Origin of the sequence: Candidatus Sulfotelmatobacter sp., from assembly GCA_036500765.1 — a bacterium.
In the GTDB taxonomy this organism is placed as follows: domain Bacteria; phylum Acidobacteriota; class Terriglobia; order Terriglobales; family Acidobacteriaceae; genus Sulfotelmatobacter.
In genome coordinates, this window is the sequence record DASYBM010000004.1 from 527,324 (window position 1) to 540,202 (window position 12,879).

A 12,879-nucleotide genomic window follows, 5' to 3' on the forward strand; every position below is an offset into this window, starting at 1 on the left:
GATTGCTAATTTTCGTTCATACCGGCACTGCCGAGCCGGGCTATGCCATGCCGCCGTTGCGCGGCGGCGAGCGATCACCTGTGTTGTTGGATTGGCGATGCACTATATTGGATTCAGCCGGCGGATGGGCCGGGACTTCTGCAACATCATACTCAAAGGTGCAACGGCATGACTTATCTGGAAGTAGTTTTCAACTACGGGGCGATTCCGGGGGAGAATGAAATGCGGGCGATTGACGCGATGCGGGAGGTATATGGCATCCGGCGAGTGCAATTCAACGCGAAGGAGCGCACGGTGCGCGTGGAGTTTGACGCATCGCGGCTAAAACAGGACGCGGTGGCAAAGTTGTTGCGGAATGCGGGGATCGATGTGCGAGAACCGGTGGTGCTGGCCTAGCGACCAACTCTGACTGCGCAAAGGGGGTTTCGCGCTTTCGCAAAATGGCGCGCTAAAAGGCGCGTCATTATTTTTCTGCGCTCACAATGACAGACTTTGGAGGAGAGATAAATAAGGGAGGGAGTCCCTGCCGAAGAAAAAGCAAGGGGTGCTCACAGAGAACCTCTGGCCGAAGTTATTCTCTGAGCACCCCGTTGCGCGCCACTTCGTCTGGCTTTGTATAGTGCAAGCGACATGCCATCCGTAAACTATTCAAAATAAGAGTGTATAAGGTGTTTGCCCCCTGTAGGAATTGCTTGGCCGCGGGAAAGAATTACTTCGGGCGATGAAGGCAACAAAGGGGCCATAGCAGGGGCTGTTGAAAAGAGTTTTTCTTTTTCTCAATCTGCGCTTTCCGGATGCTTTTTCCCTTATGGCCAGCCATCACCGAGGGCGCGTAAAGAGGCTCCGGTCGGGGCTCCGGGTATCCACCAAGAAAACCTCGAACCGCAAAGTCGCCGAGAAATGTTATAGACGCGAAGTTTGAAGCGGAACGCGAAGGGCAGTTTCGCCTTCAGGTCGTCGTTTTCAGGCCGGAGAAACTTCGTTATAATCGAGATGCAGTTTTCTTCCGCGAGAGTCTGCGCCCTTAGCTCAGCTGGATAGAGCGTCTGGCTACGAACCAGAAGGTCGGGAGTTCGAATCTCTCAGGGCGCACCATTTCGTTGGCAGCGGTCCTATTCTTTCCCGCAGATCGCCATCGTTTTTATCACATGCGTGGCTCTTGTGAAGACTCACGGCCGCCTAATCCTGGAGCGCTTAACCCTCACGAAGACGCCGCTACAGTGCTATTTACTTGGGGGGGGCAAAGAACTTAGAATCGTGGGCAGTTTTGCGCGGAGATGAGTTTTTCTGGGGCATTCATCAGTTGTTGGCGCGCACCACTGTGGGCCACGGCATTCCTGGTCCATCAGTCTTGTCCGGATCAGTCTTGGGGCGTGCCAGTGTTGAAAGCGCACCGGTCTTGAGTAAACCCATCTTAAGCAAATCAGCAACAGTGCCCAGGATTGAGACTTGTCGAATCAGCCGGCAAAGATCGGGAAATACGACATCCTGCGCCTGATCGGGCGCGGGGGCATGGGCGTGGTGTACGAGGCGCTGGATCCGAAGCTGGAGCGGCACGTTGCGATCAAGATGATCCTGGGGGCCACCCCGGGACTGCTGGCGAGATTCGACCGGGAGGCGCGGTCGACCGGCAGCTTACAGCACCAGAATATCGTCACCATCTACGAATTTGGCGATCAGGACGGAAGCCCTTACCTGGTGATGGAGTATCTGGAGGGGATGAGTCTGGATGCCGCGCTCTCCTCGGGGCGGAAGCTAAGCCTGGCGACCAAACTCAGCATTTGCGTGGATGTGTGCAACGGGCTGAACTATGCGCACGACCGCGGCATTATTCATCGCGACATCAAGCCGGGCAACATCATGTTGCTGGAAGACGGCAACGTGAAGATCGTGGATTTTGGGATCGCGCGCATCGGGGATACCGGCGCCAGCCACACCGAGGTTGTGGGCAGCCTGCACTATATGTCGCCGGAGCAGTTTCAAAGTCAGCCGCTGGACCGGCGAACTGATATTTTTTCCACCGGGGTGGTTTTGTATCAAATGCTGACGGGCACCCTTCCGTTCCAGGCGTCGGGCGGCGAGGCGGCCGTAATGTATCGAATTATCCATGAAGACCCGGCGCCGCTGAGTTCCTACCTGCAAGATTATCCGGCGGAGTTAGATGAGATTCTGCGCAAAGTTCTGGCCAAGAACCGCGACCAGCGCTATACCAGCGCGCGCGATCTCTCGTTCGATCTGATGGCGGTGATGGAGCGGGAGAAGCACGAAGAAGTCGCCGCCTGGATGAAGCGGGCCGACCTGGCGATGCAGAGGACGGAGTGGAGCAAGGCCGAAGACTGCCTGCGGCAGGTGCTGAAGGTCGATAAGAACCATACTCCCGCGCACCAGTTGCTGAGTCATGTGCAGCTGCGGATTCGCGAGCAGAAGAAAGTCGATCAGGTTCGCCAGTTGCGGATGCAGGCGGACGAGGCGTTTCTGGAGCGGCGCTACGACGAAGCGTTGCGGACGATTGAGCAGGCCGTAGCCATCGACGAAACCAATAAGGATCTGATCAAACTTCGAGCCGCGATTCAGGAAGCGAAGTCGCGGGCGATGCGGTTCAAGCTGGCGCTGCGGCGGGCGGAAGAAGCGCACCGGGCAAGCGATCTGGAAGAAGCGAAGCTGGCGGTTCGGGAAGCGCTGGAGATCGATCCGACGGAGACGTCTGCGAAAGCGCTCCAAATGGTGATTCTGAAACAGGTGGAGGAACAGGATCGGCAGCAGCGGCTGCGAATGCTGTTTGACAATGCGAGGGACCAGATCTCGGCGCGGAATTTGACGGCCGCATTCCAAATGCTGAAAGAAGCGGAGCAGATGGACCCGGCGTCGGTGGAGTTGTATTCGCTGATGAAAGTGGTCAGCGCCGCGCGCGAAGAACAACTCCGCAAGCAGGAAATGGAAAGGTTTACTCGCGAGATCGAGGAGGCGCTGAACCGCGAGGACTATGCCGCAGCCGTCGCCGTAGCAAGTGAAGGATTGCAACGCTATCCGCGCGAACAGGGATTGTCGCGGCTGAAGGCACTGGCAGAGACGCAGCAGCAGCGGGCGCAGATGAAAGCGTATGCACGCGATCAATTTCTCGCCGCGAATGGACTGCTGGAATCCGGGAGATCGGGCGAGGCGTTGTCGGCGATTGAAAATGCGCTGCGTACGATTCCGGGGGACGCGCAACTGGAGAGGTTGCGAGGCATTGTCAAAGATCGGCTGGAGGCGGAGGAGGCGGAGGAGCGAAAGCGCCAATTGCTGGAGCACGCGCAGGAGTTGGTCGTAGCTGAACAGTTCGACCATGCGCTGCGGATTTTGGAGAGCGCGCAACGAGATTTTTCGGGCTCAGAAGAAGTTGACTTACTGCTGAACCGCGTGCGGGCCAAAGCGTCCACGGCGAAAGCGGTGCGGCACGCGCTGGAGCGGGCCCATCAACTTCTGAGTCAGGGCAACGCGGAACAGGCGGTGCAGTTTCTCGAGGACAGGACGCTGGAGCTTTCCGATGCCCGCCTTTTCGATTTGCTGGAGCAGGCGCGGGAGCAGCGGGAACAATTCCGAGCGGGATTGCAGCGAGCGATCGAGGAAGGCAAACGAATCCTCGAGACGCAGGGCGCGACGGAAGCGGCTCGACATCTGGCGGTGCAGCCGGCGAAATATCGCGAGATCACCGCTTTCCGCGCGCTGGCGGAAGTGGTTGCGCATCGCGTGGCCTGGGAGGCGTTGGATCAGGAGTTGATGGGCAAGACAGATCCGGATTCGCAAGTTCGACTGGCCGAGGCGGCGCTGCGTGCCAATCCAGGCAATGAGGAGATCAAGAAGCGGCTGGTCACGGTGCGCAGCCGCAAGGAGCAGATCGCCGCGCTTGCAGGAAAAGCGCGTGCGCTGGAGAGCTCAGGAGAATACACCGAAGCCGCGAAACAGTTGCAGTCATTGCGGCAGCTGTACTCACAGTATCCCGGGCTGGAGTCGGAGATTCGGCGGTTGGAGCGTCTGGAAGAACAGCGGGTGCTGGACAGCGTGCGGCGGCAGCAAGAGCAGTTTCGTCTGGCCGTGCAGACTGCAATTGAAGAAGGCACGCGAATCCTGCATAGGCAAGGCGTTGCGGAAGCGACGAAATATCTGGGGGCGCAACCGGTACGGTACCAGGAGACGCCGGACTTTAAGACTTTTTCTGAGATGGTGCTCAGGCGCGCCGCTTGGGAGGCGCTGGACCGCGACCTTGCCGGTAAAACGGACGCGGATGAGCAGATTCGTTTAGCCGAGGCGGCACTGCGCCAGAGCCCGGCGAACGAAGAAATCAAGAAAAAACTGGCGACGCTGCGCAGCCGCAAGGATCGAATCAATGCGATTGCCGCCAAGGCCCGGACGCTGGAAGAGGCTGGGCACTATGGGGACGCCGCGGGAGAACTAGAACAGCTGCGACAGATTCATGCTCAATATCCCAATATCGATTCCGAAATTGCCCGGCTCGGGCGACTCGAAGAGCAAAGGCGGGCGGAGGAGGCGCGGCGCGAACTAGATCTCTTCCAGTTGGGCGTGCGCAAGGCGATCGAGGAAGCCAGGGGGATTCTCGAGGGAGAGGGAGCTGTAGAGGCGGGGCGGCATCTGGCGGCGCAGCCGGCGAGATATCGCGAGGTGACGGAATTTCGGACGCTGGCAGAAATTGTGGCGGCTCGGATGGCCAGCGAAGCTCTGGAACAGGAATTGTTGCGCAAGCCTGATCCGGAGTCGCAGGTTCGTGCGGCGGAGGCGGCGCTCGGAGAAAATCCAGGGAACGAGGCGATTCAGGCGATCCTCACGGCGGCGCGGAGCCGGCGATATCGGATTCGGGCGATCACAGAGAAAGCGGGCAAACTGGAAGCCTCGCGGCAATATAGCGAAGCCGCGAAGCAACTGGAGCAGGTGCGCCAGATTCTTCCGCAGTATCCCAATCTTGAATTGGAGATTCGTCGGCTGGAACGGCTCGAAGAGCAGCGGGCGCTGGAAGTTGCCCGGCGCGAAGCGGAGGAATTTCAAGCGGCGGTGCGAAGCGCGGCGCAAGAAGGCCAGCGCATTCTGCAAGAGCGCGGAGTCGCCGAGGCTGAAACATACTTGCGAACGCAAGCGGCAAAATACCGCGAGACGCCGGAGTTGCGGGGATTGGCCGAAATAGTAGCCAGGCGCGCGGCCTGGGAAGCGCTCGACCGCGATCTGGCGGGCAATACCGACCCCGAAGCGCAGATTCGTTTAGCCGAAGGGGCGCTGCGCGAGAGTCCGGGAAATGAGGAGATCAGAAAAAGACTGGCAGCGCTGCGCGACCGCGAGGAGCAGATCAATGCAATTGCAGAAAAAGTTCGCGCTCTGGAAGAGTCGTGGCGATATGGAGATGGCGCGAAGGAGTTGCAGCGGCTGCGGCAGCTTTATCCTCAATATCGCAATATCGATTCGGAAATCCAGCGACTGGAGCGGCTGGACGAACAGCAGCGGGCGGAGGAAGCACGGCGGGCGGCCAAGCGATTCGAGGCGAGCGTGCGCGCGGTGGTGGATGAAGGCAAAAGTATCCTACAAAAACAGGGAGCATTGGAGGCGGCCCGATATTTGAGCGCGCAGCCGGCAAGCTATCGCGAGGTGGTGGAGTTCAGTGGACTCGCGGAAGTAGTTGCGCAAAGCGTCGCCAGCGCTGCGCTGGAGCAGGAACTTTTGCGCCAGCCCGATCCGGAGGCACAGGTCCGGATGGCGGAAACGGTGGTTCGAGAAAATCCGGGAAATGAGGACTTAAAGAAGAAGCTGGCGGCAACGCGCAGCCGACGGGATCGGATTCAAGCGATTGCGCAGAAGGCGCGGACGCTGGAAGGCTCGCAGCAATACGGTGAAGCCGCGAAAGAGCTGGAGCGATTGCGTGAGCTTCATCCCGGGTATCCCAATCTCGAGTCGGAGATTCGGCGGCTGGAGCGACTCGAGGAGCGGCGGGTGCTGGAGGTTGCCCGGCGCGAAGCGGAGCAGTTTCAAGCGGCGGTACGAGGCGCAATCGAGGAAGGCCAGCGAATTCTACAGACGCGCGGAGGAGCGGACGCAGCGCGTTATCTGACCACGCAAACGCAGAAGTGTCGGGAGACCCCGGAGTTCCAGGTGTTTGCCGCGGCGGTCGCCAAGCGCGCCGCCTGCGAGGCTCTCGACCATAACTTAGCGGCGAGCTTCGATCCGGAGGCGCAAGTTCGGGCGGCGGAGATCTCGTTCCGAGAGAATCCGGGCAACGAGGAGATCAAGAAAAGATTTGCTGCACTACGCAGTCGCCGGGACCAAGTGGAAGCCATTGCGGAAAAAGCGCGCGCGCTGGAAGGCTCGCAGAAATACGGAAGGGCCGCGAAGGAACTTCAGCGCATGCGCCAGGTCTATGCCGAATATCCGGGTCTGGAGTCGGAGATCCGGCGGTTGGACGGACTGGAAGAAGAATCGAAACGACCGCGGCGCAAGGTCGAAACCGCAAAGCTGAAAGCTGAGACGCCGGTGTTCGAGCCCCCCGCCCATCTTGAGACAACCGAGAAAGAACTGGGGGCCACGGTCATTATGGGCCGGCTTCCTGCGGCGAAGGCGCAGACCGATCTGGCGAAGGCGACGCCGACGGAGGAAGGGCGAGCATTTTCGGTGGTTCCGGGCGCGGCAGAAGAAGTTCTCCCGAGTCCGCGCTTTTCGCCGAAGATCTGGCTGATCGCCGCCGCGGTGGTTGTGGTGTTGGCGAGTATCGGGATCGTGTATCGAATTTCCAGCCGACCCGCCGATGTTCTGGTCGGCGTGAATCCCACTCCGGAGGACAGCACGGTGGTGATCGATGGCTCGGCGTGCCCGATTCCCTGTCAGCGGCGATTGTCGGTAGGAGAGCATAGGGTGATGGCAGACCACGCCGGCTACAAGCGCGCTATCGAAACGATTCAAGTTAAGAGTGGAGCCTCGCCGAATTTCTCCGTGAATCTCGCGCCCATCAATCTTGCCCCAGGCGAAGCATCTACCGGGAATGTTTCAACTCGGAATGGTGGGCAAACGACCGCAACGAAATCCGGCGGACAGGATCGCAATGCGAGAGTTCCGGCCTCACATGATTCCGCAACGGCGGCTGCATCTATAAGTCAAGGAAGCACAGGCGAGAGTCCGACGATCTCGGCCAGGGTAGTTTCGCCGGCAGCGAACGTTCCGGCAACGCTGTCCGCAACGCAGCCAAACCCTCCAGCGACTCCGCCGAAGGCGACGGAAGTGATTGACTCGGAAGGGCCGGAATGGGCGAAGGTCGAGTCTACGAATGATATGGCTGCGCTTCAGGGATTTCTAAACAGCTTCCCAAAAGGAAAAGATGCACAGCAAGCGCAGTCGAAGTTGGACAAACTGGTCGCCGGGAGCACATCGGAAGCGGAACTTAAAGCATTTTCCACCCGCTTTCCGAATACTCCGGCCGGGGCAGCGGCAAAAAGCCGGACGGAATCGATGGCGGCAGAAGCGGGGAAAAAAGAACAGGATCGCCAAGCCATCCTGGGAATGTTGCAGCAGTATCGAACCGCCTTTGAGAGCCTCGACTTGAAGGCTCTCAGAGGAATCTATCCAGAGTGGGCATCGCGCAAGGCGACCCAGAACAAGTTCAAGAACACCGCCTCGGTAAAGGTCACCTTAAACTATGAAGCGCCGAACATAAACGGCGAACAAGCTAATGTCAGAGTCACTCAAAAAGTGGACTGGAAACAAAAGGGCGGAGCGCAAAGCTCCGATGAAACCCCGCCGCTCACCTGGCAGTTGATTAAGAAAGATGGGCGCTGGCTGATTCAAGCCGGACCGTGAATCGGCGCGAGCGCCCCGTTTAGCCTGACGTGGCTACCTAGAACTGAATTCTGGCGGAGAACTGTAGTTGCCGCTGGAATGCTCCCGGAGCCGTAGTTGAAATCAAGCCTGCGTTCCCGCCGTCAACCACAGGATTCGGCAAACCGAGATTTACTTTGTTGAAGGCGTTGAAAGCGTCAGCGCGCAGCCGCAACGAGACGCGTTCGGTAATAGCGAAATCTTTCATGATGGAAAGATCGCTCTGGAAGAATTGCGGTCCGCGAAGCGAATTTCTGCCGGCGTTTCCGATTTGCCCGCATCCGGGACGTTGCCACGGACCGCTGGCCTGTCCGGGCTGGGGATTGCCGCTGGAATCGAGCCCACAGCTTGCAGTTGGATCCGTTCCAGTTTGCTGGTAATAGGGCAGCGGTCCGCTGGCAATCGTGTAGTAGTCCTGGCGGTTGCCGGTGATGGAGACGTGACCTACTTCGTTGGGACGACAGGGTGGGATATTGACGCCCTGATCGTTGAAGTCGGTGGGGCAGTTCGAGTACTGCGGCGTGAAAGGCAATCCGCTGTACCAGGTGGTAAGGGCTTGAATTGACCAACCGCCAAGTGCCGCATCGGCGGCACGACCTATGTCATGCAAAAAAGGGCGGCCGCGCCCAATGGGCAGGTTCCAGACGTTGGCCATGGTGAAATTGTGGCGCCGGTCGAAGGTCCCCGGGCCGTAGCCGATGGCCGGCTGAATGGCGTAGTAATTGCTGTCGAAGTCGAACACTTTGGAATAAATGTAGTTGGCGAGAATGCTATATCCACCAGCGAAACGCTTGTTGAATTTCGCTTGCAGGGATTCGTAGTGATTGGAGGCATCGTTGCCGAAATAGTTGACGGGCTGATTCCAAGGCGCGAGCGCGGTACGCTCAAATTCCTTCGCCAGGCAGTAATTGGGATTGGACGCGATGATCTTGCACGAGAAGCCAGCCGGCGTGGTCCCGTTAGAGCCTACAGTCAGGACGTTGGGCTGAACCACTCCCTGCACGGTTGCCTGGTTCAGATTGTAGTAGGACGCGGCAGCCAGACTGATGGGGCCTGTGCCCGCGGAGGGATCGGTGAGAACGTGCGTTCCCTTATTGCCAATGTAGGCGACCTCGAAATACATGTTGGGCGACAGTTGATGCTGCACGGTGAGGTTCCAGGCGTCCACGGTGGGGACCCGCAGGGTGGCCGGCAAGGCGTTCAGAGCTGTGGCGAACTCGGGTGCGGCTCCGGTTGCGGAAGTAAGGGCGCAATTGTTGGAATCGAAGAGATTGGTTTGATTGCAGAGATCTTGTACGGTAAAGGAAGCGGTTGGCCGCGATATTGAGGTCGGGAGAGCAAAGAAGTTCGTGCACGGCTGGCCGGTTCCGGTGGCCCCCAGAAAGCATCCGTTGCGGTTGATCAAGAGGGAGGACACGGGCGGGTTCTGGGTGGCGGCGATTCCGAACAAAGACCCGCTGTAGCCGACGTCGAAGGTGCGTCCGAAGCCGGCACGGATTACGGTTTTGCTCCCGGCGAGATAGGCGAAGCCGATTCGCGGTCCGAAATTCTTATATGTATTCTGGACGTTCCCTTGCAGATTTACGCCCGAAGTCCCGGCCACGTTAATGGTTGCTGCGCTAATGCCCGGCAGTGCATTGTTGTGAATCAGAAGGAAGCCTCCTGCTCCATCCTGATTCACATATTGCGGGAAGTAAATCTCCCATCGTAAACCGTAGTTGACGGTCAGACGGGAATTGATCCGCCAAGTATCCTCTCCGTAGAAAAAAGCCCGCCTTTGGCGTTCCGCGGCGTTGAACGAAACCGGATTCGCAGGATCGCTGTAGGTGCGAGAGAAGTAGTCAAGTTGGCCGCTGACGAAAGCCGAAGGACCGGCGAACTCAAGGTATCCTGAACGGCTATTGGCGCTATCCAGACGGAAATTCTGAATGTAGCGGAAATCGCCGCCCCAGCGGATGGTGTGACGCCCGGCCAGTCGGGTCCAATTGTTTACGAATTGAAGCTGCTGTTCACGCTCCCGCAGCGGACAGTTACAGTTATTCAGAGCCGAGGAGTAACCGAATTCCCAATTGGGCGTAGTCGCCGTGCTGATAACGTGAACGTCGGGCAGGTTCGACGAGTAGAGTGAGTCGTTCAGATCGGGCAGAACGCTTTGCACGGGATAGGTCCCGAAATCAAGGGCATCCAGGCTAAGGTGATAGCGGAAGAAGCCAAACCGAAAATCCGTCAGCAGATTGGGACTGAACGAATACGAGAATCCTGAGGCCAGGCTTTGGTTGTAGGTGCGAGCGCGACCGGCGAAGCTATCTGGATTTGTGCCAGGGCCACCGGCGATCCCAAAGGCGGGTGCGCCGTCCTGACGGAAGATGTCATAACTGTAGCGGGCAAACAGTTTCAACCGCTGCGCGGGATTGTAGTCCAACCGCAGATCGGAGGTATCGCTGTTCAGCCCTTCGGTTCCGCTCGTCCGGTACTGCTGCGAGCCGACGTTTGGTTCCGGCAAGAGAGTCAACAAGGCGGCGGTCGCCGGATTCGCGGTCAGGTTCGTACCGCCGCCGTAATCGGACAAGTTGCAGGTCCCGGGGGCCGCATTGGAATCACAGGAATTGTGCATGGTTTGGGTGGGCACATTGAGAAGCGTGGTGGCGCCGGAAGCGCCACGTTCTCCGCGATAGTCGCCAAAGAAAAAAAGGCGTTCCTTAATGATGGGTCCACCCAGGGATGCGCCGAACTGGTTTCGCTTCACCGTGAGATTGTTGAGCTGAGGAGAAAGAAATGGACTTGAGGCTTCGCCCACCGCAGACTCGCTATAGTCGAAGAGGCTGCCATGCAGCGAGTTCGACCCGGACTTGGTCTGAACCGTGACGACTCCGGCGGTTGCTTCGCCGAATTCCGCACTGTAATTTGAGGTGGTGATCTTCATTTCCTCGACCGCGTCTTGATTCGGATTGATGACCACGATGCCTTCTAGGGGGTCTCGGTTGTCGGTGCCGTCCAGTTGGTAAGCGGTTCCGCTGAAAAGTTGGCCATTGACATTGATGTATGTGCCCTGTTGCGGATTCTGCGCGCGGGAGAGGACCTGGGTCACAGGAATCGCGCCGGGAGCGAGTACCTCGAGATTGGACGTGTTCTGTTCATGCAGCGGCAAGTCTGCAATCTGCGTGCGATCGAGGATGGTCGCGACGTCGGTTCGGTCGATTTTCAATACGCTAACGTCGGCCGCGCTCCCGGTAACGATGTCAGACTTACTGCCCGGAACAAGTTTAGGATTTACTCCGGTCGAATTGTCGGCGTACACGGTGACTTGCGAATTTTGAAAGGTTTTGTATCCGCCCGCTTCAATTTTCAAACTGTACTCGTCAGGAGGTACGTCGTTCAAAGCGTAAAATCCCGAACTGTCGGTGACCGTGGTAAATCTGGTGCCTTTTCCAACCGATGTGATGGTTACTTTGGCGCCGCTGATCGGCTTTCCGGAGAGATCGGTGAGTGCACCCTTAACGTTTCCGTAGACAGCTTGCGCTGAGGTGAATGGGCCCGTGGCGACTACCATTGCAACCAATAGCACCGCAGTTAGGGACGGGAGTCTCATAATTCTCTCCTTGCTTCTTAGCGATGTAGGGGCCCAGACTAGGAGGACGAAATGAGCACATCGAGCATGTGCGCATTGGGGGCATTACATTAACCTGAGAACTGGATGGCAGTCAAGCCCGGGTTGAGCAAGATCCTCAGCGCCAGGGCTCGCATCTCGTGGAAGGGCGCAAAAGAAATTCACAACTCTAGAAATTGACAGATGCCAGTCACGAGGCGAAAAGCTGGGAGTGTGCTAGCCTAACAGGGCTAGCGCAGGCTGCGGCGTGCGCCAGCAGGCCGATCCGGGCAACGCGAAAAATTCTTCCGTGGTGCACTTCGTCAATCTCGATCTCGTCCATCTCGGTCTCGTCCATCTCGATTTTGCCGACCTCAGTCTCGCCAATCTGAATCCTGCCAATTTGAATCCAACCAATTTAAGACTGGCATTGTTGTCAGCGGCGGTGCTGGGCTTCCGACACGGCCTAGACTACGACCATATCGCGGCGATCACCGATATCAGCAGCGTGCAACTGAGGGCCCGCGACGCGATGCGCTACGGGCTGCTGTACGTGGCTGGACATGCAACCACGGTCGCCCTGTTGGGCTCGGCTGCCGTGATGTTCCGAATTGCTTTGCCCGCGGCCAGCGATCGCTGGGCGGAGCGCCTGGTCGGGATCACTCTGCTGGTGCTGGGGCTATACGTGCTGGGGACGTTCTTCCGTCCGTCGACTCACAGCCATGGGCATCCTCGGGCGCGCACACGCATCACGCTGCTGATGAATGGGGCGTTGTGGGTTTACTGGCGGTTGAGCCGCATTTTTGGCGGTACCCGCGTGGAAGCTCCAGAAGTATTTAAGGACGGCTATGGTACGAGTTCGACCTTTGTGGTGGGAGTAATTCATGGCCTGGGAGCGGAGACACCGACGCAAATTCTGCTGTTCTTGATGGCAGCGAATCTCGGTGGGACAGGCGCCGGGTTGCTCGGCCTGACGATGTTTATTTTGGGGCTGGTATTGATGAATACATTGATGTGCGGGATGGCGGCAGGTTTGTTCTCGATGGATAAGGTGCTGGGCTGGCTGGCGACGAACGGGGCCTCGAGCGGGCGGCTTTCGCGGGCGTTCGGTTCCCTGCTGCCGGCCTTCCGTGCACACGCCGTGAGCGGTTTCACGCTACTTACTTCGGCGTACAGCATTGTTGTGGGAGCGATTTTCTTGTTTGGGTCGGCCGGTAAACTGCCTTCGCTGACGGGATGAAGGGATCGGACGGAGCGGTGTACTGAAATCCTCTTTGCCCTTCCACTCTTGAGCCAGCGTCGGCAGCCGATACCAGATGGGACGCAAAAGGATGTTTCATGTGTGCATCGGTTTGCACTTGAAGAACCGCCGGAGTAGTCGGCAGATTAACTAACCATATATGCTGCAATGAGTTACAATGATTCCTAGTTTGGCACTCCGGGTGCTC

The 12,879-nt window shown here is 58.3% G+C and carries 4 protein-coding genes and 1 tRNA gene; 4 read left to right on the forward strand and 1 reads right to left on the reverse strand.

Annotation, left to right across the window (positions count from 1 at the left end; all coding sequences use genetic code 11):
- The first annotated feature begins 168 nt into the window (after window positions 1-168).
- From VGM18_05155 to VGM18_05165, 3 genes are all read left to right on the forward strand, one after another.
- Window positions 169-396, forward strand: a complete 228-nt coding sequence (locus tag VGM18_05155) for a hypothetical protein (protein HEY3972371.1) — start codon at window positions 169-171, stop codon at window positions 394-396.
- A gap of 622 nt (window positions 397-1,018) precedes the next feature.
- Window positions 1,019-1,095, forward strand: a tRNA-Arg gene (locus tag VGM18_05160).
- Between the two features lie 354 nt (window positions 1,096-1,449).
- Window positions 1,450-7,827 (forward strand): protein kinase, encoded by a 6,378-nt coding sequence (locus VGM18_05165; GenBank protein ID HEY3972372.1) that lies wholly within the window; start codon window positions 1,450-1,452, stop codon window positions 7,825-7,827.
- A 37-nt stretch (window positions 7,828-7,864) separates the two neighbouring features.
- On the opposite strand, the gene VGM18_05170 is transcribed toward VGM18_05165, so the two are convergent.
- Window positions 7,865-11,434, reverse strand: coding sequence for a TonB-dependent receptor (locus VGM18_05170; GenBank protein HEY3972373.1), 3,570 nt, complete (start codon window positions 11,432-11,434; stop codon window positions 7,865-7,867).
- A 265-nt stretch (window positions 11,435-11,699) separates the two neighbouring features.
- Between VGM18_05170 and VGM18_05175 the strand changes: the two genes are divergently transcribed.
- On the forward strand, window positions 11,700-12,671 hold the full coding sequence (locus VGM18_05175) for a hypothetical protein (GenBank protein HEY3972374.1): 972 nt from the start codon (window positions 11,700-11,702) through the stop codon (window positions 12,669-12,671).
- Window positions 12,672-12,879 lie beyond the last annotated feature (208 nt).